Source organism: Legionella nigrisilvae, from assembly GCF_977063395.2.
Map to the genome: position 1 here is coordinate 187,351 of NZ_CDRUGZ020000044.1, position 23,536 is coordinate 210,886.

A 23,536-nucleotide genomic window follows, 5' to 3' on the forward strand; every position below is an offset into this window, starting at 1 on the left:
TACCTATTAAATAACTCCACCCATACTCAATTATGAAACTGTTGAAGCTTCAGAAGGTTCCCTACTTCTTTCCCGAAATTTTTAAAAGAATTTTTTGTAAAAAAGATGAGCGGGGAATGGTTATGAATTTTTTAACAATCTCAGCTTCTATAACCAATAATTCGCTATCAATTTTTGCAAATGCCGACTCTTTTCTTTTCATATCCGTCATAAATTCAGAATCTCCAAACATTTGGTTTAGACTAATTTCACTAGAGCTACTGTTTTTAAAACTAAGGAGAACTACCTCCCCTTTAAGTAGGTAATAGCATGCATTCGCGACATCCCCTACTTGATACAAGTAGGAACCTCCAGGAACCTTAATATTTTTTGCAGTTTTCACCATCGTCTGTACCTTCTCATGTGAGAAATTGCTAAAGAGATGGTGGGCTCTTATAAACTGAATTAAAAGAAATTCTTCACTTAACTTTTTCAAATTAGGATATTTTATATGGGGTTGTTTCAAAAAACTCAGAAAATCAGGAAGACTGATTTTAAGTAAATGCATAGAGGTTAGTGATTTTACCGTTGCCGTGTGAAGTCCGGTATGTGAAACAAATCCTTCTGAGGATAAACCGATGATATCCCCTTTACTTAACTCAGCAATACGCATAGTTTGCATGGTTCCCAATGAATGGACCGCTCTGACAACCTCAGCGCTTCCTGAAACAATCAGAAAAATACAAGCAATAGGTTCACCTTCAATCACAAGTATTTGCTCTGCTGCAGCAAATTCAGATTTTGCATATCCAATGAGCTGATGCGCATCTTCTCGATTGAGAAGACAAAAAAGAGGATGTTGTTGAATGAAATCCTCATACTGCTCAAAGTTTTTTTTCATAAATTTATCTGTTCTCTCAAGATTGGCACCAAAACTTATTAATCTAACGTTCTTCTAAAAAGTACGATTCCAAAAAAAATAATAATTACTGAAAACACAATTATAGGCCAGGTATCAGGCCATAAAATATCGAACCCTGCCCCTTTCAACATGCTATTTCGGGTGATCCTTAAAAAATGGGTCAATGGAATAATTTGGCTTATTGTTTGCGCCCAGGGAGGTACTCCCGTAAATGGAAATAAAAAGCCAGAAACCATAATTGCGACGAGACCATACGCGTTGGTTAAGCCTACAGCTGCAAATTGTGTCCGCGTAACCGCTGAAATAGCGAGACCTGTGCCCAAACTGGAAATAGAATAAGGCGCTAAAAGTAATAGAAATAAAAAAAAGCTACCATGGAAAGGAATAGAGAAAATGAAATACGCGATTATTAACAATATAAAAAAAAGAAAATACCCTAAAATAAAATAGGGTAGAACTTTCCCAAAAATAATATGTGCGGGTGTTAAGGGGGTTATTAATAATGTTTCGAAGGTTCCTCGCTCAAATTCTGAGTTTATAGATACAGCAGTTAAAACGGTCAACGTTGAAAAGATTAATAATGCAATTAATCCGGGTATGGTATTGTACTGGGATATATTTTCTGGGTTGTATTTAGATTGGATATCGAAAATAAATGGGGCATCCTTAGAAGCTAAATAACTGAGAGAGCCTTGTAGTTCATGTTCAAATACTTTAGACGGTAATTCAGAGGCCGCTCGGAACGCATTTGAAACGGCTACAGGATCGGATGCGTCAGCTTCGATTAATACATGCGGATGTCTTCCCCGAATCAAATCACGGGTAAAATGAGGCGGTATGTTGATAACGAAAAGAACGGAGCCACTAAGTAACAGTCGCTCTGCTTTTTTTTCATCTTCGGTTATTGTTTGAATTGAAAAATAATTTGTATTTTTTAGGCCCTGCAATAAAGCGCGGGTGAACGAGGTATTCTCAGAAGTAATGACCACGGTTGGAAGATGGCGGGGATTGGTGTTAATGATGGCACCAAACAATAATATTTGAACAACTGGAATGATAATTAGCCATGAGAAAATCAAAATATCTCGTCTAATTTGAATAATTTCTTTCTTAGCAACCGACCAGATACGAAGAAATTCATTTTTAATCATTTATCGTCCTTGAATGAGAACTAAAAATACTCATTTTTCTCAAACAGATTTCTGAAATTTTGAAAAAACATCTACAAAAGATAAGATCTATATATTGGTAATCATCTTTACCCCGTGTGTTCTGTGATTTGGTCACCGAATTTAAAAGGGAGGTTAAGCTTTAAATGTTGAGTTATTAATCAAATCGAAGGCCGCGAAACAAATCGCAGAAAAAATGTACGACGATTGTCAACACACCTTATTTTCTTGATATAAATCTTAATCAATTATAGTGTATCGTATCTTAATATTATCCTGACTAACAAGCTATGATCGTGAAGATTTAACAGCTTGTTTAGAACAATATAGACATGTTCATCAACAGAATGTAAGGAACAACTTAACTAATCCCGACTGCGTGACTGATGAATTACTGATAACAGTGCTGTGTTTATTTCTTCGGATACATATTGTCAGAAGTTACTATTTGGTGGTAAGTTTTTTTATTCCTGCCCATTGAATCGATAAATTCGTTTAAGATCAAAATAATATGCAAAAATTCATTCCAAGATGGTTGTTTTTTCTTATGATTTGCGCCCAGCTTTTGGGTTGTAAGGAGAAGAACAATTCATTGCAAGGATATGTTGATGCTGATTATACCTATATATCAAGCAATTTTTCAGGAAATCTTATCAGCCTGGATGCTCGAAAAGGTACTGCAATAAAAAAAGGAGAGCTGTTGTTCACACTGGATGGACAGCCACAGCAATCCCAACTCGAGAAAGCGCAAGCAAATCTTACCCAAGCCTTAGCACAAATCAAAGTAAAACAAGCAGATCTTGACTTTCAAAATAAGTTATTGATTCGATATAAAAAATTACTAAAATCAGGCGGGGTCAGTCTTGAACAACTCGAAGAAGTAAAAAACAATTATCTTAATGCTCAAGCATTATTAATTTCCCAACAGGCATTGGTCGAGTCGTCGAGGGCAGAACTAACCCAAGCGAAATGGAGTGAATCAAACAAAAAGAAATTCTCCTCTATTTCAGGGTACGTTTACGATACTTATTTTACTGTCGGTGAGTTAGTATTATCAGGTCGTCCAGTATTATCTATTGTTACACCTGAAAATCTAAAGGTTATTTTTTATATTCCCGAGCCTTTATTATCTAAATTAAAATTAAAAAATGAAGTCAGCATTAGCTGTGATGGATGTAGTGATACATACCTTGCGACTGTAAGCTATATTTCTTCAAAAACTGAATATACCCCCCCTTACATATTTAGTGAAAGTTCAAGAACAAAATTCGTTTATCGAGTCGAGGCAAAACCCGTTAAAGAAGCATTGAATGATTTACATCCGGGCCAGCCAGTTAGCATCAACTTGATTTATAATCGTTAAAAGCGAAGTATTCGCCATAATGAAGTTAATTCGTTATATAAGAAGATGAAATGCAAAAAATTTATTTATTTTTATGCACAATAATACTTACAAGTTGTAAGGTGGGACCCAATTTTCATTCACCAGATGCCCCCCAAACGCCACACTATAACAATGGGTCTGTGAAAACAAAAACTGTCGGCGCCCCTAGCAGGGCCGGTCGACCGCAACAATTTATCTTTAGAAAAAATATATCCAAATCATGGTGGGAACTATTTCATTCAAAAGAACTAAATTCCTTTATTGAACAAGGATTAAAAAATAATCCATCCATAGCAATGAGCAAAGCCAATTTGCGCAAAGCTCAAGCCAATTTGCTTGCTGAAGCAGGACCTAACTTATTTCCTACTGTGGATACCCAATTTTTAGGAAGTCGTGAAAGAAATAGTCTACTCGCCACGGGCATCAATCTTACTCCGACCCCAGGAACAACGCTCCCATTTTCCTCAGTAAATACTTTTGATCTGTACAATGCCTCAGTTAGTGTGAGGTATAATCTAGACTTATTTGGCGGTAATCAGCGTCAGCTAGAAGCTTTAAAAGCAGCAATAGATTATGAACACTTCGAATTGGAGGCTACTTATTTAACATTAACCGCAAATATAGTTACCACAGGCATCACAATTGCATCCTTGCAAGAACAAGTTAAAACCACAAAAGAACTTATTGAATGTCAAAAAAAACTGGTGAAACTTGAAAATGATAACTACCTTCTTGGCCATACTTCCCGAGTAGACTTACTCAATAGCAAAAATCGACTTAAAGAAACCCAAGCGCAACTTCCTGTCCTCAAAAATGATTTGGCAAAAAAACATAATGCTCTTGCAGTGTTAACAGGCTCATTACCGAGTGAAACAGAACTTTTTGACCTTACGCTGCAAAATATCCAGTTACCCATAGATCTGCCAGTGACTCTTCCCTCACTTTTAGTCAAACAAAGACCGGATATAAAATCCTCTGAGTCATTATTGCATAAAGCAAGTGCTGAAATTGGTGTGGCTACTGCGAATCTCTTCCCCAAATTAAATCTAGGAGCTACTTATGCGTGGTACTCAACTGCACTTAGTACTTTATTCAATCCTGCAAATAATGTATGGAACTACGGCGGACAAATAGCGCAAACCCTTCTTAAAGGTGGGTCGCTACGTGCAAAACGAAAAATCGCAATTGCAGTATATGATTATGAACTCGCAAGGTACAAAAAAGTAGTACTAGATGCATTTCAACAGGTTGCAGATGTATTACATGCTCTGGAGTTCGACGCCGAACTGTTGCGTGAACGGGCAACTTCAGAAATTAATACCCATGAACATTTTAAAATAGTGAGAATGCAATACCAACTCGGTAAAGTGAACTATTTGTCGGTATTAAGAGCAAAAGAGGCTTATCTAAAAATTCATCTTAAAGTAATTCAGGCTGAAACGGCTCGTTATAATGACACAGCAGCGCTTTTTCAATCATTAGGTGGAGGATGGTGGAATAAAGGATAAATATCTAGCGTTTTTTTAATTGGAACTCGTATTCACCACTTTTTCTTCTTACAGTTGGAGAAGTACGCAATTTCGCCAAATTTAATTTCATTAAAATTGAAATATAAAACCACCCCAGATCAAATTCCGTATTTAGATAAGAAAGCTTGGCAGAGGAAGGATTGTGATGGTGATTATTGTGTAATTCCTCTCCATTTAACAAAATCCCTATATGCATTAAATTTCGCGAATTATCCTTAGTATCAAAGTTTCGATACCCACATTTATGAGTAAGGGCGGCAAATGCCCCAAATAATACCGTAGTAATTGCAAAAATATTTATATCCCACATTACCATTCCCCACAAACCAAAGAGCACGATATATAATGATAAAAAAAGTACCAATCCTAGAGATTGAAATTTAGTAAAAAGAAATTGCTCCAGTGCATCGTTATCGGAGATGGTTCCATATTTTTCTATCAGTGATGAAGGATTGCATTGGGCACAAATTTCAAATCCACTCAGGAATAGATTAAATGTCCCCTTATATATTGGACTATGTGGATCAAGTGGTAAATCTGCTTTTTGATGATGTAAGCGATGAATGGAAACCCATTCAGCTCGATTTAGCCCTGTAGCAAGCCAGAGCCAAAATCGGCAAAAATATCTTATTGGCAGTACGAGTTCAACCGACCGATGCGTTTCGCATCGATGTAAATAAATACTAAAGACAACAATGGTTATATGATAAACAATAAAGCAAAATATTAATTTTCCTTCCCACCCCAGGTCCCAAATCCCATAAATAAGTAACTGATTGTTGAAAATAAGACAAAAAAGCAAATAAACAATAAGGAATGACGATACTAATAAAACATCTTTGGATATTATCCTTGGATTTGAAATCTTCATTACAACCTCTCAACCCCTACATGAAACAAATCTGAGTTATACTTATGCCTTTATATTTACATTTTTTTCGCCTAAAGCTTTCATTACTTCAGTACCTGTCTTTAACTCCGGTGGAACTTTGTTAAGATGATGAATTATTTTTACCTTCTCTAAGAAACATAATAAATAATAAGTGATATCTATTTGCCACCAGCGAAATCCTTGGCGTGATGATCGTGGGTAATAGTGATGATTGTTATGCCAACCTTCGCCCAAAGTAATTAAAGCCAGCAGAAAATTATTCCGACTTTCATCTCCTGTCTCAAACGTTTTCGTACCCCATACATGGCAAAGTGAATTGATAGAAAAAGTAGCATGGAAGAGGATAATTGTTGAAATAATCCCCCAAATAACTAACTGTGGGCCATTAGTTTGAAGCTGAGGATAATAATGAGCTAAAAAGCTACCTATAAAATAAAGTATGAATAATAAACAGATAGGGACCACATTATCATAACGATTCAACCAGTATAATTCAGGATATTTTGCAAAATCCTGTATCGCTTTGTAGTCTGTTTTAAAGTTGTCTGAATAAAAAATCCATCCCACATGACTCCACAAAAGACCATGTTGTACTGGAGAATGTGGATCTTGTGATTTCTCTGTATAGCGATGATGATGACGATGATGACTTGCCCACCAAAGCGGTCCTCGTTGTACCGCTGCCGCACCTATTACAGCAAATATAAATTGCCAAAACCGATTAGTTTTAAAGGTCTTATGTGAAAAATAACGATGGTAAAACCCAGTTATTGCAAACATTCTAAAAAAATAAAGGAACATAGCAGTAATTACGGCTGTAATGCTCCACCCAACCCAAAACACTGCTAAACAGCACAAATGAAGAAGTACAAAGATGAAAACACGCGCCCAATGTATCGTACCTTGCTGTAAATGATTCTCTTTAAGACTCGTATCAAACCATCCATGTATGGAGAATATTAACGATTTGAATTTCATTTTTACCTCTGGAAACGAAAATTCGTTATCTATAAGGAATATGAAATAGGTATGAGATTTGATATTTTCTATAAACAGCAAAATAGTTCATATCTAAGATGAACACGCTTTACGTCACTGAAAATATAATCTCAGAGCTACAGCATAAACTTCGCACCCTAACTTAGCTCATATATTTCCATAATGTATATAATTGTAGCAAATATTCATTGGTTAGCATTTGAGTGCAAGTAAAAAGTACAAAAAATTACTGAATCTTAACTAAATTCGCCTTAGGTAAATTAATTCACTGGAAATGATTGCGGGTTTTTATAATAAATCGACAGTTTTTTGGTCATCCAACCATTATCGGGAAATGTCGTTCCCGGTACCTCCCAAACCCCCGTTGCAAAAGCACCAGCTCCCCACAAAATTGCAAAAACATGTGCGTCAACTGCCTTTTTCAATTGCACATTATTATTATGAGCCCAATTAAAATGGTTTAATACCAAACAACGAGTAGCATTTTTTCCAGCACATAAACTATACCCTTTAGGTAAATTAGCAATATCTTGATTAATCCAAGAAGCACTATTGCTTAAATCGGGTTGCAACCTTGAATCGCCGAAAAAATATACAGGAGCAGAGCCTTCTTCATGAGCCTCAAGAAGAGGCTCATCCTGAGTTGGGATATGGGCAGCAGGTATTTGCCATAACATTGCCGGTATGTAGCTTTTTCCTGCTTGCCTTCCTAGACCTTCGCTAATTTGTTTCGACATTGTTAGGAAATTTTGCCAGGCAGCATCATTATAAAACGTTGCCTGATTCATGAGTAAATTTGGGTATTTACTGCTGTAATCATCGGCACCATATCGATCAAAATAAATAAAATCAGGTTTATAGGTACTGGTGAATAACTCAAAACTTTTCAAGTCAGCCAGAACCCTATCCACATAAGGTTTCACAGCAGTTGACCCCCGATGAATCCACCACCCCCCTTCTGGAACTGCCGAAATATTTTCATGTACTCCCAGAGCGACATGAGGTCCAAAATGCTTCGCCATCCAGTTTTGAGCCTGTAACCAACCATTAAAATTATCTGAGAAATCAGGTAGGTCAGGGCTTTGGGTTGCTGAGGTACAAAGAGGCATCACATATTCGTTAACGCATGTGGCAAACGCTTGTCCGGCAGTATAGTTATCCGTTTTAGTTTTAAGCCAAATAAGTAAATCATTTGGGTTGCCGTTAATTAGGACCGGTTTATTATCCCACCCATAAGTGCAAAGAGGTGTTTGAGTAGGAGTGAAGTTAACTTTTTTACTCATCATACAATAAGCGTTGGAAACAGCCTGGGCTACGGGTATGTATAAAGATTTAACTGCTTCGACACGATTTGTATTTCCTAAGTAACCCAGCATATCTGGGTTCAATAAAATAGTGCCATACGTTCCAGTATTGCTATAAGCATTAGATTCTAATGTTTTAGACAAAAACATGAGATTAAAAAAATGCTTTGTTAAATCATCTAAGTTAGTAATGCTATCCGGATTCCAACCACCACTTAGTTGCCAACCGTATTCAACTAAAACAGGATTAACCGCATGACCAGTCTTGGCTTTTATATTTTTAGCCATGTTAATCATGTTCCAAATTTTATAGGGAGTTTCTACTTTTCCAGGATCACCGTCGCCCCCTGAACCATTGTATGTAAATACAGCATCAACACGAATATTTGTCGGCTCTTGCGGAGCACCATTCGTTATAGTTCCCATAGCTAGGTAGTTTGGCCAACCGGAAACAATATAATTGCCTGTATTTTGACCAAAAGAAAAGGAAGATAGGCTCATTGCAAAAACAAACAAAAAGCTCAAACTCATTTTTGTCATTGTATAGCTCCTAAATTATTCATCAGACTCTAAAAACGATGGGGTTACACTATTGCTGATTTTACTGATTGGACTGATGCTTGGAAAAAAACGAATTATACCACAACAGACCATAATGTTCACAAACAACACCTAACAAACAAAAAACAACCAATTTTAATGATCGATATTGCAGATATACTATTGAATTGAAAAATGTCGTTGCGGCTCGACTTAAAACGACGGGTCAGTGTGTCAATCCTTAAAAATAAAGCCCGCAGGAGGCAAAATTACTCACCTATGTCTTCACTCCATAGCGTTCTATTTTGAGCAATGAAGTCTCGCATCATGGTTATACATTCTTTATCTTGTAAAACCTCAAGTTTTATACCATGTGATGTTAATAATGATTCTTCCCCCATAAAGGTTTGATTTTCTCCAATCACAACATGAGGAACTTTATAAAGAAGTATAGCTCCGCTACACATGGGGCAAGGCGAAAGAGTGGTGTATAAAATGGATTGCTCATAAACTTTAGCTTGCTGTCTCCCCGCATTCTCTAATGCATCCATTTCAGCATGTAATATGCTGCTTCCTTTTTGAACCCGTTGATTATGTCCGCGCCCAATGATCTCGCCTTGGTGAACAAGCACGGCACCAATGGGTATTCCTCCCTGAGCGAGGCTTTGACGCGCTTCTTCTATCGCTGCTTCAAGATATCGTTGATGAGGCCCCGACATGGTAATCCCTGCAATGACAGTAATATTAGGAATATTCTCCAGGATTTAATCATTATAAACAAGAATATAATTTTGGAAAAAATAATCTGAGCCTATTGTGCCGCAGTTGTATCAAATCACTTACTTAGTAGCATTTATGATACATTAACCGTAGAGCAGGAAGAGAAAAAAATCCATCACCATCGAATAAATCGAAAACGCAAAATTTGTTGGCCAAAACCGGAAGGACACAGGGAATAATATAACTCAATAGATTGAGCATCACATAACCCTTTTCAAGCCTTGTTTGCGGGATTAACGAAGCCTACATCCGAGATGGATCTCAAAGAAGTAGGCAGAAAGAAATTCACATTAAGAGATTGTGCATGAGCCGCTATTGTTTGGCAAACAAACTGGTGCGCGGTTGACTACTTTCGTTCGTGTAGGAGCAGGTGTTGGCGTTGGTTGAAAGAAGTGTGGCTGATATTCCGCGGCGGTCGGTAAGGGTTGGGATTTTCCTTCCATTTCTTGTTGACTCACATGATTGCTTGTTGCATTCGAAACAGGAGTGCTGTGTAATTGCCTATCGGCTTTTTTTGGGGCAGGTTTAGCTGTTTTATCTTCGGTATTAGTCGATGCAGGCTTCACGGAAGGAAAATTATTTACAAGGCTTCGATTAAAAATAAACGGTTTCTGAAAAATTGTCCATTCCGCATGTTCAGTAATGTGCTTTAATGCATATAAATGTATTTCATCATTTATTTCTTTATAATGGGCAAAAAACTCAGTCCGGGAATAACACGTATATTCGTTACTTTCCTTACGTGCCTGTGCAAAAACATTATTGAGGTCTTCCTCACTTTTAAAAACCCTATTCTTGTATTTATACTCCCAACTGCCAGGATGGGTATTTGAAGATATTGTTTCATTTCCAACACCTTCAGGAAATGATATTTGTTTAACGTAATCTGTATTTTGAAAGAACCGTTGCAGCTCTTCTTCAACCAGCGCATAACCCTTCATTACCAGCCTATAACGAAATCCAGAAATATTAGGGAGTGTTAAAATCGTGTACAAGTCGGGATTTGAAAATTCTTCTTTTGTTTGGCCTACGGCTTTCTTCCAAACAACATCACTCGAAGCAATGTTCTGCCAATCTTTACAGACTAACTCTAAATTTGCTAAATCTCTTGGGCCTAAAAATGTCATTATATGCTCTACAATCTCTGCGGGTATCTCGGGTAACTGATCTTCAGATTTCTCTTGCATGATGGTCCTCTTTATGGTGTTGATTAACAATTGCCATATGATACATGATTAATATTAAGTCAAAATTAACAGGTAATGGCCTCCCCTCCCCAAAATAACCAGTGCAAAATTTGTTAAAAAATACTCAAAAGCAAGGTAATCAGTGGTGCTGTAGCACCAAGTAAAGAATGACTTAGGTTAAAAATACAGTAAAACCACTTGCTCGCTTTTCTAGTGGTAATAGTTCAAGCGTGCTTTTAATACATTTCCAATAAAAATAGAGATAATAATCATCGAAACACTGAAAGCAGGAGTAAGGTACCTGCAGCAATATTTTCTTATCCATGCTAGTTGCTGACCAATACCTCACTTATTGCCCATAAGTCACTGTGAAGCTCTATAATGCTCATCTCTTAAAATCTCGATAAACCTAATTTAGAGTGTGGAGATTTTCACAAGCGAATTCTTTATATAACAGAATTTTCAGCAAGCCAGGTTGTAAAGGCTTGTCTCTAAGTCAAAAGTTGAAAATCTTGGGGGAAAGTCATATTGAATACATAGAATTAAAATGACCCTAAAAAATGCGCAGCATAGACGCCTATGTTAGCATTTTTCAGAGCCAAACAGTATTTGGTCAGTTACATCTATTGAAAATGGAGGGCTAAACTAGTTTGGTTCATTTTGCTTCACCACATCAACATCTGCAGATGCATAAAAGAGCTTAAGTTCTTTTATTTTTTGCTTATTTTTAAAAAGTCATCCCCACCCGTTGAGCTAATTCATCCTGGGCTTTTGGTGTTTCTGCTACCTTCGCTTTGCGAAGTTCTCCAACAGCTGGATAAGAAAAGAGAATGCCTGAATCATGACCAGGTAATAATACAGTCATAGAACATACCGCATCCTCAACCTTACCAAAATAATTACCCAATGCTTCACTTCCCACTGCTTTATAACGAAGTGAATGCATTGCATCTGAATAGTCCTTAGTATCCTTCGGATTTGCTGTGGAGAGATATTCTTTTGTTGGCCAAAACAAAGGATAAAAATCAAAATATCCCTGCGTTAGTATAAGATTGCCCTCCCTGCTCTTAGGACCTCTATAATAATCCAAGAGAGGCTGTACCACAGCACGAACATCTTCTGCAAGAAATGGTGATCGAAAATCGGATATGACGACCGTAACATCGTTTTGGAGCAAATCAGTAATTGGCTCTTTGATTATCGCAGCCACTGAACTATCAAAACTCATCCTTAAATATTTTTTATCGTCAGTATTAACACTAGCTGCCTTCACATGTTGAGTACGACCTGTTACACGGACTATTAATTCTAATTCCTCTTCATCTGCCACATGATATGTATCAGTACACTTTGATTTCAACAAATTAAAGTCATCTTGATTAGAATTCTGTGGATTAAGTTTACAAATATGAAAATCCTTAGGTGATGCATAATAAAGGTCGCCATTGTACAAAATAACGGCATTTTTATTTTCTAATACTTTGTCCATTCCGTTCTTAAAATTGAATTTTGTTGGATCAACAGACACTTTAAGAAGTCCGCAAGGAAAATCACCTGGATAACATATATCAATATTTATAATTAAGTGTTTGCTCTCTGAATCAAAGACGATATTTTGGGCATAGGAATCACTTGGAGTAGGTCCGGATCCAATGGTGATAATAACTTGCTTAACATCGGCTCCAACATTGTTTAAATATCCCAATAATTGAGCTTTATTCTCCATATCTACTTTATCTTCTCGAGTGAATCTATACATATCGACACCTGTAAATTAGTTAATATTTTTAGAGGATGATTAATGCCCCCTGATGGGGCGCTATTGTACATTATAAGAACAATAATTCCAACAAAAATATTATATGAACAACAAAAGATCACACTTTATTGAAGCACAAACCGAACTTCATTTAGCAGGTTTTGTATTTTTTGTGATCAAAGATTTACGTACAGTCAACTCAAGTTTCATAAGAATTCTTTATCCGATGAGATGCTACATTTTTAAATTGGAATCAGGCGAATCAATCGAGTTAAAGATTATAGCTTCCCCGGAAATTACTTCACTAAGCGACTTCTCACCTGAGACGATATTAAAAAAGCTAATCCCTATGCTGGTTATTTTTCTCCAAGTATGTTCCAGGGTGGAAGGAGGAGCGATTCTGTCTAACTGCTCTATTTCTCCTTTTCCAGGATGCAATTCACGAAGTGAGTTAACGTAGGTTGCAATAACTTTAGATACTTCAGGTGTTAGTTCCGTTTGTTCATATAAATAGCTGAGAAAACGTTTTGCCAAACTCAATCGTGTAGCATAAAGTTCATCATCTTTTATTTTTATACGTTGTAAATGCAAAATATAATCTTCAAGGAGATATCTTGGTTGCGTAATCGCGTGAATTTTTTGAAATGCATCGGCTGACTCTTTTTCGTCAATATCTTCTACCCACTTATAAAAGCGAGTCTGCATCTCTTCTAATAATTCTTCATACATAAATGGATTCAACTGGTTTAGATTTTTTTCAATAAACTCCTTTATTTCGTCTCGTGGAGTTTCTTTTTTGGGGAGTTCAATTTTCTCCCATTTAAGGTTCTGAAAAACCATACATACAAATAAAGCAAACGTAATTGATTTGAGTGAATAGTCTAATTTTCCTTGCAAAGGCTTAGCTTCCAATTCATATACTGCTTGTAAGAGAGCTAACTTTTGAGCGTCTACTTCTAAATAACCATTATGCAACCATTCAAAGATCAAAAAATTGACTGTGTCATCTGCATCTAAGAGTTTATATTTTTGAGAAATAAAATCGGTCCAACCTAAAAATAGTAAATATTTTCCTTCGCGCAGGGCTTTAATATATTCCGAACTGGATGAGAGCATGACGATCCTTGACTGCTTTTTTAGAATATTATCCTATACTTAAAAAACATAAACATGCAAATGGTGCACACTATGAAAAGGAAATGGTATGTAGCTATTGCTGTATCTCTCTTGCCCTTTAGTTTCGCTTTCGCAAATTGCGATTTAACCCAGTTTCGCTGGGAATGTGACTTGCCGGTGAAAGTTAAACCCAGGCCAGGAGCGACCTCCCTCGTCTACTGTGGTAACTCCTATGGTTACCTCACCAAACAGGAATACGATATACTAGCCCGCTACCAACGTGCGAATGTTAATATGGTTTTGGATATTAATGGCGAATACATAGACAGCCCTTGTATCGGAGCACAGAGATAGTAAAATAGCTCAGATTAACTCCTTCATTTAGGAATGACAGCCTGGGCGCGCGCAGCAAAACCCAGGTTTTCCTGAAGCTAACTTTCCCGGGTTCCACTGCGCGGCACCCCAGGCTACACGTATATTATTTAGATGATCATTGAACTCGATGGTATTCCAATAGAAATATCAAGAAAAAAAATTAAAAATATGAATCTACGCATTTACCCCCCTGACGGCTTAGTTAAAGTAAGTGTTCCTCTTCGATTCAGTGAACAACTTATAAGACAAAGTCTTGAATCTAAAAGTGCATGGATTCATAAACAAAGAGAGAGAATTCGTAACCGTGCTGTTTTGGAAGCATGTACTTTTGAAACAGGATCAACAATAGTATTTAGAGGAAACAAATATTTATTAATCATCGAAGAACATTATGGTCCTGCACAAATTAAAATCCAAAATGAATTGATCTACTGTTATACCCAACCCAACAGCACTCCCACTCAAATACAAACCCTGATTGAGGGGTGGTATAAGCAGCAAATGCAAAGATTATTGCCTGAGCTCATTCATCGTTGGGAAGCTATTGTTGGAGTTAAAGTAGCTGAGTGGGGGATCCGAAAAATGAAAACACGTTGGGGTTCCTGCAATACCAGAGCAGCACGTATTTGGTTAAATCTTAATCTTATTAAAAAACCACCGATTTGTCTTGAATATGTTCTTGTTCATGAGTTAGTTCATCTGTTAGAACCTAGTCATAATCAACGATTTTATGGGTTAATGAGTAAATTTATGCCACAATGGCGCGAATATGAATATCACCTTGAGGGGCGTATACTTTGATTGATACCGAACAACTGATCAATGACCTTTGTAAGCAAGGATTTTGTATTATTGATGGCTTTCTTGAGCAAACGCAATGCCAATCATTACGCACAACCGCCCAAAAATTATACGAACAGGGATTATTTCGTGGTGCCAAAATTGGTCTGAAACTTGGATCACATAAAAATGAGTCCGTTCGTACTGATGAAATTTTGTGGCTGGAAGAGAATGAAACCGATCCAGCAATCCAATTCTTTTTAAAACGAATGAAACAATTGGCTCAAATATTAAACCAGTCCTTGTTTTTAGGGATACATGAATTTGAAACGCACTTCGCTGCATATCAACCCGGTACTTATTATAAAAAACATGTGGATCAATTCGCGGCCCAAAAAACCCGCAAAATATCATGCGTATATTATTTAAATCCGCACTGGACCCCTGATTTTGGAGGTGAGTTAAAATTGTACAATACAGAGGATCAATTAATTCAGAATGTGTTGCCATTAGAGAATCGCTTCATATGTTTCAACAGTGAATTGCCCCATGAAGTATGTGTTACTCATCAACCTCGATACAGCATTACTGGCTGGATGAAAACACCTGCCCACTTTATATTAACCAAAGGTGCATTCTCCAATTTCCAAAAAACGGGATGAAGAAAGTGATTAGATAGATAATTAGAATCTAACCTTGTTCGTGAAACAAGATTATTGTGTATAATGATATTTTCATTCTCATTTGATCTTCTATGCATGCCTTAGACATTAAACAATTATTCAAAACCTATGCTAATGGGGTACAAGCATTAAAAGGCATTGATTTAACCATAAATAAGGGTGATTTTTTTGCTTTACTAGGTGCCAACGGTGCTGGAAAGTCGACAACCATTGGTCTAATTACATCTTTACTCAATAAAACCTCAGGTAGTATCAGTATCCATGGTTATGATTTGGAAAAAGAGCCTGCGAAAGCCAAATCCTGTTTGGGTCTTGTCCCCCAAGAAATCAATCTAAATATTTTTGAAAATTGCGAACAAATTCTTCTAAATCAAGCAGGATACTACGGGATTTCACGAAAGAATGCGCAACCTCGAGTTGAAACTCTTTTGCAACAATTAGGTCTTTGGGAAAAAAGAAACTCCATAACACGACACTTATCTGGAGGAATGAAACGTCGACTCATGATTGCCAGGGCTTTAGTACATCAGCCCAAAGTACTCATTCTAGATGAGCCTACCGCAGGAGTAGACATAGAAATTAGACATAGTATGTGGGAGTTTCTCACCCGAACTAATGCAGAAGGCACAACGATTATCCTCACCACCCACTATCTAGAAGAAGCAGAGCAATTATGTAAAAATATTGCCATCATAAATGAAGGGGAAATTATAAAAAATACCTCGATGAAAGCTTTACTTCAAACCTTGCGCCATCAAACGTTTATTTTCAATACAGAAATTCGTATCGATACTCTACCCGACTTATTTCCCTTTAAGCCCACATTGGTTGATAGTACTACAATAGAACTTCGGGTGGACAATAATTTGAATTTAAACGATGCATTTGCTCTGTTCACCAAAAATGGAATAAAAATTCATAGTATGCGAAATAAAACCAATCGCTTGGAAGAACTCTTTTTGGATCTTATAAAAAATGGCCATTAAACAACAAGTTGTTGCATTATATACTTTGGTGAGGCGCGAGTTGGTTCGTATGTTTCGTATAGCAAGCCAAGTATTTTTACCCCCTGTGATTACAACTACGCTTTACTTTCTCATTTTTGGTAGCTTAATCGGCCCCCGTATCGGCTCCATCCAAGGAGTCAGTTATCCGATGTTTATTGCTCCTGGATTGATCATGATGTCCGTTATTGTTAACTCTTACGGGAATGTATCTTCCTCTCTTTACAGCGTTCGCTTTCAAAAAAGTATCGAAGAAATGCTTGTGAGTCCGATGCGTAACAGCCTCTTGCTCCTCGGCTATGTCTTGGGTGGGGTATTTAGAGGCTTAATTGTCGCAATATTGGTTTACATCATTGCAAGTTTTTTCTTAACCATTGAATTAAGTCACTTACCAATGACCTTACTTGTTGTATTGCTGGTGTCTGCTGTATTTTCATTAGCCGGTTTCACCAATGCGATGGTGGCGCGAAATTTTGATGATATTATGATTGTTCCAACATTTATACTCACGCCGCTCACCTATTTAGGTGGTGTATTTTATAGTATCAATATGCTGCCAGAATTTTGGCAGAAGATATCTCTGCTAAATCCTATTTTGTATATGGTTAATGCATTGCGACAAGCAATGATTGGCCAAAGCGAGGTGGATATCTCTTTAGCAATGGGAATTATTTGCCTCATGTTGGTGTTACTCACCTTTCTCAACATGTTTTTATTAAAAAGAGGGGTCGGGTTTCGCGAATAATTATGGATGTCCACCTAACAGCCTAGATGAGCGAAGCGTTATCCGATTTTTAGTTGATGCCCGTCCCTTTTATTTAGACTTAAAACCCAAAGCCTGTAAACGTTGTTCCACTGAAGGGTGGGTTGCAAAAGCATTACTTAACGATTTCACAGGATCAATATCGGATGGATCAAAAAGATAGGAAGCCTGCCTCACCTGCTCATGGGGTGTATTCCCATATTCCGCTGAATACTGTTCAGCGTGTTGTTGATGATCATCATTAATTTTGAGCAATGCCCGGGCTAAAGGTTCGTTATCCCGCATTAACTCCACACAGCCCGCATCAGCCATATATTCACGGGTTCGACTTAAGAATAGAGTTAATAAAATAGTAAGTAACGGTAACACATAACGAAGAATTATAATCACCATTAACAAACGGTTGTCCTCCCGTTTACCATCACGCTTAAAGACTGCGGAATAAAATAGGATATCTATTACGATCAAAAGAATATTACTCAAAATTGCAACGGTTAGCGTTAATTTAATATCATAGTGACGAATGTGACTTAGTTCATGGGCCATTACTGCTTGTAATTCTGCCCTGTCCAGTTTTTCCATTAAACCGCGAGTAATGGCAACCATTGCTGATCGTTCACTATACCCGCTCGCGAAAGCATTCATATAATCCGCTTCGATAATAAAAACTTTAGGCATGTACTGCAAACCTGCAGCAACTTTCATTTCTTCAACTACATTATACAGTTGTTGTTCTCGTAAATCCCGAGCAGTTTGTGGGGTAATTTCATGATATTCCGTACCTAATAACATAATTCGATCATAAAATGCATAAGTTATTAATAATGACACCACGGCAATACCAACCATTATAAGAGTGGCGTAGGGAATCACGCGCAGATGGATCAACGCGTTAAAGCATTGCTGCAAAGTCACTTGGGGATAGGTAGATTGCAAAATAAATAAATCAGCAATGAAGCCCACACCAAAAAAAATTGCAACAAAAAAAGTAATAACTCCATAGGTTTTACGTTGATTCAACCGTATTTGTTCGCGCCAATTTCCTACGCCACCATGATAGTCTTCAAGTTCCATATTCTAGACTCAAAATTTTACGGTATAGTCTTCTTTAGCTTGAATCTGCTCTTCAGGAAGTCCCCAATAAACAAAATCTTTATCTAGAGCGGAAGGAAAAAAAGATACCACCATAGATTCAAAGAAGGATTTCTTTTTAGCATTATAACGCTCTATGCCATCATTATAAGCCTGCTTGGAATATGCTAATTTATTTTCAGTATTAACAATTTCTTCCTGCAATTGCATGACATTTTGACTTGCTTTCAGATCAGGGTAATTTTCAAATACCACATTGAGCCCAGATGCAATTTGAGAAATTTGATTTTCCGCAGCAATACGGCCCTCTTCATCTCCCACAGCTTTAGCAGCTTGCGCCTGATTACGTAAAGCAACTACATCCTTTAATGTAGTTTTTTCGTAATCCATATATTTCTTTACCGCTTCAATGAGCGATTCAAAAACTTTAAATCGGCGGTCCAACTGGATATCTATTTGCTTTTTGTCGTTATTAATCGCCTCGATTAAGTGAATTAAGGTGTTATAAACACTAATAGCCCATAAGAATAAAAGTACTACAATAATAATAAGGGCAATCAAAAATGTACTCATTTTTCATCCTATGTAAAATTTTCTACAATTTAGTTATAGATCGAAAACACCAAAAAAAATAGTGAAATGACTGAGTAATTTTTTGCAAAGCCAAAACATACGAGTACAGTTAATGAATAAAAGTCAAATTGGATGGTGTGTCCACTTCTTAGCATATTATCTGTGTTGGATAGCTTGTTTCTATTTTGCAGCACAAAATAATGTATTGCTCGGAACAATAATTGGTCTTCTGATTATTGCGGTGCAAATCGCCTGGCAATCAATTAATCGATTACCTTATTTAAATGCTCTTTATTTTGCACTTCTTATCGGAGTAATTGGCTCACTGACGGATACCATTTGGCTGCATCAAAATTTTATTTACTTTAAAGCAAATCCCTTTAGCTCTTATTTTACAGCCCCATGGATGATTTGTATTTGGTTAAGTTTTGGATTAAATCTTATTATTCTTAATGAAAAATTTACTCGTTACTATCTCATTTGGTTCCTACTCATTCTTTTTATGATGCCTTTTGCTTATAAAATTGGCGAAACCTGTAATATCGTTGTGATCGAAAAAAGTTATCCCTTTTATTTTTTTGTAGGAATTACTTGGGCCTTCCTCTTACCTGCTAGCTTTTATTTATATCATTATTTAAATAAACCCAACATTGTGAACTCATGACCTCAAGCTGTACCATCATCGCGCATCCAAAATAGGCTTCAAAAATTGTCCTGTATAAGAACGTTCACATGCTGCAACTTGCTCAGGTGTTCCAGTTGCCACAATGCGGCCCCCTTTGCTTCCCCCCTCAGGTCCAAGATCAATAATCCAATCTGCAGTCTTAATCACATCCAGATTATGTTCAATAATCACCACCGTATTCCCTTGCTCCCGTAAACGAAATAATACAGCTAATAACTGCTTGGTATCGTGAAAATGTAATCCGGTAGTCGGTTCATCAAGGATATAGAGGGTACTTCCAGTATCCCGTTTCGACAATTCCCGAGATAATTTAATTCTCTGAGCTTCCCCACCAGAAAGTGTGGTGGCACTTTGTCCCAATTTAATATAGGACAAACCAACATCCATCAAGGTCTGACACTTTCTGGCCAATACAGGAATGGCTGCAAAAAATTGACTTGCATCCTCAACAGTCATTTCTAAGACTTCATGAATGTTTTTGCCTTTATACTGAATATCAAGAGTTTCTCGATTATAACGTTTTCCCTTGCACACATCGCATGATACATAAATATCAGGTAAAAAGTGCATTTCAACTTTAATCAAACCATCTCCCTGACACGCTTCACAACGCCCACCGCGAACGTTAAAACTAAACCGTCCGGGCTGATACCCTCTTGCTCGAGATTCCGGAGTTGCTGCAAATAACTCCCGAATATGAGTAAAGATACCTGTATACGTAGCTGGATTAGAACGCGGGGTCCTCCCAATCGGACTTTGGTCAATATCAATTACTTTATCGCATAAATTCAAACCCAAAATTTCTTTGGCTGATCCTGGAGTAAATAAACTTGCTCTATTTAACAGATTGGCCGCACTCGGATATAAAGTATCATTTATCAGACTTGATTTTCCCGATCCTGAAACTCCAGTAATACATGTAAGTAACCCTAAGGGAATACTAACATCGACATCAACTAAGTTGTTGCAAACCACTCCTTTGAGATGAATCATTTTTTCGGAGTTAACGGGCAAGCGTCTAGTAGGAATTGCAATGGATTGCTTTCCAGATAAATATTGACCTGTTAAGGACGCTGGTGCTTCCATAATTTCTTGTGGTGTACCCCTTGCAACAATTTCACCACCATGTACCCCAGCCCCTGGACCTATATCCAAGACAAAATCAGCACTGCGGATTGCATCCTCATCATGCTCGACCACAATAACCGTGTTTCCAAGATTTCGTAGGTGCATTAAGGTCTTTAATAATCGGTCATTATCTCTTTGGTGCAATCCAATTGAAGGTTCGTCCAAAATATACATCACCCCAACCAATCCAGAACCAATCTGGCTGGCTAAACGAATGCGTTGCGCCTCTCCCCCGGATAAGGTTTCAGCACTGCGAGCTAATGAAAGGTAATCCAAGCCGACATTGACCAGGAATCCTAATCGCTCCACAATCTCTTTATTAATTTTGGCTGCAATTTCACCTTTATATCCTGTCATCCGCAGATCTTTAAAAAATGCATAAGCTTTTTCGATCGAATACGCCGTAATTTCGGACAGATTTTTATCATCAATAAATACATGCCGTGCTTCTTCACGTAATCGTGCACCATGGCAACTCTGGCATGGACGAGAAGATAAATACTTTGCAAGCTCCTCACGTATCATTCCTGACTCAGATTCACGATAACGACGTTGCATATTAGGAATAATCCCTTCAAAAGAGTGCCGTTTTACGGTATATCCCCCATTAGGACGATGATAATGAAAATCTATCACCTCGCGTCCACTACCATACAAAACAATCTGGCGAATCTCTTCGGACAAATCACAAAATGCAGTTTGGACATCAAAACGATAATGCCCAGCCAGCGACTCAAGCATTGAGAAATAATAAGTCGTTTTTTTATCCCAGCCGCGTATAGCACCTTCAGCCAAACTGGCCGTTTGATCGTGCACAACCCGTTCCGGATCAAAAAACTGATCAACCCCTAATCCATCACATGCAGGGCAAGCACCCACTGGATTATTAAATGAAAAAAGTCTAGGTTCTAACTCACTGAGACTGTATCCACATTCAGGACATGCAAATTTAGAAGAAAAAACAAGATCATCAAATTGATTATCCATTGAAGCCACTATGACGAGGCCTTCTGCTAAATTTAACGCATTTTCAAAGGATTCACTTAAGCGCTGAGCGATATCGGGTCTCACCTTAAAACGATCTATTACGACTTCAATCGTATGTTTCGTTCGTAAACCCAGCTTAGGAGGAGAGTCCAACTCATATAATTCTCCATCAATACGAGCACGTACATAACCTTGAGCTTGCAATTGTTGTAACAGCTGAACCTGCTCACCTTTTCGCTCACGCACTACTGGAGCCAAAATCATTACTTTACTGTCAGTGGGTAAAGCCAAAACATGATCGACCATTTGGCTAATGGTTTGTGCATGCAGACTAACATGATGCGTCGGACAACGGGGCTCCCCCACCCGAGCGTAGAGTAGCCGCAAATAATCATATATTTCGGTAATAGTTCCTACTGTAGAACGAGGGTTATGGGAAGTGGCTTTTTGCTCAATGGAAATCGCCGGTGATAAGCCCTCTATCGAATCGACATCGGGCTTCTCCATCATAGACAAAAATTGACGTGCATAAGCAGATAAAGACTCAACATAACGACGTTGCCCTTCTGCATATAAGGTATCAAAAGCTAAAGAGGATTTCCCGGAACCTGATAAACCCGTAATTACAATTAATTTATCACGAGGTAAATCCAAGTCGAGGTTTTTTAAGTTGTGGGTTCTTGCACCACGTATGGTGATAGTATGCATAAAACTCGGTAATTTGGTTTAAAAAAGTTATGGTTTAGTTTTTAAATTTTTCGGTTACAAACTATACAATTATACGTCAAAAAGGCGTGTACAGCATCAAAAACCGCAATTTTATAGTACACATTTTTTATTTACAGATTATACTACAATAAAAAAATTTAAGTTCTTCATTTTAAAAAAGGATTTTAAATATGGAAGCTCTTTTGCCAAGGATCTTATTATGGCTCATACTTTTCATATCGCCCTTGACTCTTTATGCACAAAATAAGGAGGAAATTAGTCAATGGGTCAAACAAATCCTATTGAATACTTTATCCCTAGATTACACCTATAAAGCAAGTGATGATTCAGAGTTACGTAAAAATTATACTGCCAATGCCTGGGATGCTTTATCCAATTTCTTAGGCAATTATTTGGATGTCATTCGCGAGAACCAACTTACACTCCATCCTATCTTTATTACAGAACCTTACGTCGTAGAACAAGGTATGGCTCTGGGAGTCCATTTTTGGCGCGTGAATGAAGTTGTTTCAATTCCTGAATTAAAAGTTACAATTTCATTTTCGTTAATAGTGATTGAAGCCAATCCTCAACCCGATGGAGGTGGGCGTTTACTCATCCAGAGCATGGATATGATTAAAAAGGACAATTCATGAAGCTATTAACTCGTTTTAAACTGTTTCTCTGGAAATTTAGCCATTTTAAAGTTCGCATGATCGGTTATTTAAAACCCCGGTTACTCCAATTGACCGATAATGAAATTATTATTTGCTTGCCTTTAAATCGACGGAGTCGTAACCATTTAAATTCAATGTACTTTGGTGCATTGTGTGTCGGGGCTGACTTAGCTGGGGGTTTACATGGTTTTTATCATGCGGCGCAAAAACAGCTTAAAGTTTCTCTTGTTTTTAAATCATTTCAAGCACAATTTTTACATCGTCCAGAATCGGATGTCTATTTTATTTGTCGTGAAGGGGCAAAAGTCAAAGCCATGATAGAAGAAGCGAAACAAACGGGAGCACGTATTACTCAGCCCATTCAGATTAAAGCCTATACAGATTTCCCTGACCTTAAAGAGTCTGTTGCAGAATTTGTTTTAGAATTGTCATTAAAAGTACGTCCCTAATTAATCTGTTTTTTTTAATAGTAAGGACACGAGTAATCATTGATTTATCTCCTAGAACAGACGAAAATATTA

The 23,536-nt window shown here is 37.4% G+C and carries 22 protein-coding genes; 10 read left to right on the forward strand and 12 right to left on the reverse strand.

The window, feature by feature from the left end; translation table 11 throughout:
• Window positions 1-61: 61 nt before the first annotated feature.
• Window positions 62-880, reverse strand: a complete 819-nt coding sequence (locus ACWTE2_RS33205; protein ID WP_454786103.1) for a cyclic nucleotide-binding domain-containing protein — start codon at window positions 878-880, stop codon at window positions 62-64.
• A gap of 38 nt (window positions 881-918) precedes the next feature.
• Complete coding sequence (locus tag ACWTE2_RS33210) at window positions 919-2,052, reverse strand: ABC transporter permease (RefSeq protein WP_454786104.1); 1,134 nt, start codon at window positions 2,050-2,052, stop codon at window positions 919-921.
• 529 nt (window positions 2,053-2,581) lie between these two features.
• On the opposite strand from ACWTE2_RS33210, the gene ACWTE2_RS33215 reads away from it, so the two are divergent.
• Both ACWTE2_RS33215 and ACWTE2_RS33220 read left to right on the forward strand, forming a co-directional pair.
• The gene (locus ACWTE2_RS33215; RefSeq protein WP_454786105.1) at window positions 2,582-3,433 is read left to right on the forward strand and encodes an HlyD family secretion protein; all 852 of its coding nucleotides are present in this window, start codon (window positions 2,582-2,584) and stop codon (window positions 3,431-3,433) included.
• A 50-nt stretch (window positions 3,434-3,483) separates the two neighbouring features.
• Window positions 3,484-4,962 (forward strand): efflux transporter outer membrane subunit, encoded by a 1,479-nt coding sequence (locus ACWTE2_RS33220; protein ID WP_454786106.1) that lies wholly within the window; start codon window positions 3,484-3,486, stop codon window positions 4,960-4,962.
• Window positions 4,963-4,966: 4 nt separating this feature from the next.
• Here the strand turns inward: ACWTE2_RS33220 and ACWTE2_RS33225 are convergent, their stop codons facing one another.
• From ACWTE2_RS33225 to ACWTE2_RS33255, 7 genes are all read right to left on the reverse strand, one after another.
• The gene (locus tag ACWTE2_RS33225; RefSeq protein WP_454786107.1) at window positions 4,967-5,854 is read right to left on the reverse strand and encodes an acyl-CoA desaturase; all 888 of its coding nucleotides are present in this window, start codon (window positions 5,852-5,854) and stop codon (window positions 4,967-4,969) included.
• Between the two features lie 42 nt (window positions 5,855-5,896).
• Window positions 5,897-6,853 carry an acyl-CoA desaturase gene (locus ACWTE2_RS33230; RefSeq protein WP_454786108.1) on the reverse strand — a complete coding sequence of 319 codons (957 nt, stop codon included), beginning with the start codon at window positions 6,851-6,853 and terminating at the stop codon, window positions 5,897-5,899.
• A 281-nt stretch (window positions 6,854-7,134) separates the two neighbouring features.
• Window positions 7,135-8,718, reverse strand: coding sequence for a hypothetical protein (locus tag ACWTE2_RS33235; RefSeq protein WP_454786109.1), 1,584 nt, complete (start codon window positions 8,716-8,718; stop codon window positions 7,135-7,137).
• Window positions 8,719-8,987: 269 nt separating this feature from the next.
• Window positions 8,988-9,437 (reverse strand): nucleoside deaminase, encoded by a 450-nt coding sequence (locus tag ACWTE2_RS33240; RefSeq protein ID WP_454786110.1) that lies wholly within the window; start codon window positions 9,435-9,437, stop codon window positions 8,988-8,990.
• 351 nt (window positions 9,438-9,788) lie between these two features.
• Window positions 9,789-10,685 carry an F-box protein gene (locus tag ACWTE2_RS33245; protein WP_454786111.1) on the reverse strand — a complete coding sequence of 299 codons (897 nt, stop codon included), beginning with the start codon at window positions 10,683-10,685 and terminating at the stop codon, window positions 9,789-9,791.
• Between the two features lie 727 nt (window positions 10,686-11,412).
• Window positions 11,413-12,444, reverse strand: a complete 1,032-nt coding sequence (locus ACWTE2_RS33250; RefSeq protein WP_454786112.1) for a hypothetical protein — start codon at window positions 12,442-12,444, stop codon at window positions 11,413-11,415.
• Between the two features lie 234 nt (window positions 12,445-12,678).
• Window positions 12,679-13,560: a helical bundle domain-containing protein gene (locus ACWTE2_RS33255; RefSeq protein ID WP_454786113.1), complete on the reverse strand. Its 882-nt coding sequence runs from the start codon at window positions 13,558-13,560 to the stop codon at window positions 12,679-12,681.
• 72 nt (window positions 13,561-13,632) lie between these two features.
• Here ACWTE2_RS33255 and ACWTE2_RS33260 point away from each other — a divergent pair, with 72 nt between their 5' ends.
• From ACWTE2_RS33260 to ACWTE2_RS33280, 5 genes are all read left to right on the forward strand, one after another.
• Entirely contained in the window at window positions 13,633-13,914 is a 282-nt protein-coding gene (locus tag ACWTE2_RS33260) for a hypothetical protein (protein WP_454786114.1), read from the forward strand.
• 132 nt (window positions 13,915-14,046) lie between these two features.
• Complete coding sequence (locus ACWTE2_RS33265) at window positions 14,047-14,736, forward strand: M48 family metallopeptidase (RefSeq protein WP_454786115.1); 690 nt, start codon at window positions 14,047-14,049, stop codon at window positions 14,734-14,736.
• The gene (locus tag ACWTE2_RS33270) at window positions 14,733-15,377 is read left to right on the forward strand and encodes a 2OG-Fe(II) oxygenase (protein ID WP_454786116.1); all 645 of its coding nucleotides are present in this window, start codon (window positions 14,733-14,735) and stop codon (window positions 15,375-15,377) included. The genes ACWTE2_RS33265 and ACWTE2_RS33270 overlap by 4 nt, the downstream gene beginning before the upstream one ends.
• 92 nt (window positions 15,378-15,469) lie before the next feature.
• The gene (locus ACWTE2_RS33275) at window positions 15,470-16,384 is read left to right on the forward strand and encodes an ABC transporter ATP-binding protein (protein ID WP_454786117.1); all 915 of its coding nucleotides are present in this window, start codon (window positions 15,470-15,472) and stop codon (window positions 16,382-16,384) included.
• Window positions 16,374-17,147 (forward strand): ABC transporter permease, encoded by a 774-nt coding sequence (locus tag ACWTE2_RS33280; RefSeq protein WP_454786118.1) that lies wholly within the window; start codon window positions 16,374-16,376, stop codon window positions 17,145-17,147. The genes ACWTE2_RS33275 and ACWTE2_RS33280 overlap by 11 nt, the downstream gene beginning before the upstream one ends.
• Window positions 17,148-17,216: 69 nt before the next feature.
• Here the strand turns inward: ACWTE2_RS33280 and htpX are convergent, their stop codons facing one another.
• Both htpX and ACWTE2_RS33290 read right to left on the reverse strand, forming a co-directional pair.
• Window positions 17,217-18,239: a zinc metalloprotease HtpX gene (htpX, locus tag ACWTE2_RS33285; protein WP_454786119.1), complete on the reverse strand. Its 1,023-nt coding sequence runs from the start codon at window positions 18,237-18,239 to the stop codon at window positions 17,217-17,219.
• A gap of 9 nt (window positions 18,240-18,248) precedes the next feature.
• Window positions 18,249-18,830 (reverse strand): LemA family protein, encoded by a 582-nt coding sequence (locus ACWTE2_RS33290; RefSeq protein ID WP_182391607.1) that lies wholly within the window; start codon window positions 18,828-18,830, stop codon window positions 18,249-18,251.
• Window positions 18,831-18,942: 112 nt separating this feature from the next.
• Between ACWTE2_RS33290 and ACWTE2_RS33295 the strand changes: the two genes are divergently transcribed.
• Window positions 18,943-19,494: a DUF2878 family protein gene (locus ACWTE2_RS33295; RefSeq protein ID WP_454786120.1), complete on the forward strand. Its 552-nt coding sequence runs from the start codon at window positions 18,943-18,945 to the stop codon at window positions 19,492-19,494.
• A 15-nt stretch (window positions 19,495-19,509) separates the two neighbouring features.
• Here the strand turns inward: ACWTE2_RS33295 and uvrA are convergent, their stop codons facing one another.
• Window positions 19,510-22,338, reverse strand: coding sequence for an excinuclease ABC subunit UvrA (gene uvrA / locus ACWTE2_RS33300; RefSeq protein ID WP_454786121.1), 2,829 nt, complete (start codon window positions 22,336-22,338; stop codon window positions 19,510-19,512).
• Between the two features lie 191 nt (window positions 22,339-22,529).
• On the opposite strand from uvrA, the gene ACWTE2_RS33305 reads away from it, so the two are divergent.
• Window positions 22,530-22,994, forward strand: a complete 465-nt coding sequence (locus ACWTE2_RS33305) for a hypothetical protein (RefSeq protein WP_454786122.1) — start codon at window positions 22,530-22,532, stop codon at window positions 22,992-22,994.
• Complete coding sequence (locus ACWTE2_RS33310) at window positions 22,991-23,464, forward strand: hotdog family protein (protein ID WP_182391611.1); 474 nt, start codon at window positions 22,991-22,993, stop codon at window positions 23,462-23,464. Before ACWTE2_RS33305 ends, ACWTE2_RS33310 begins: the two co-directional genes overlap by 4 nt.
• The last annotated feature ends 72 nt before the right edge of the window (window positions 23,465-23,536 follow it).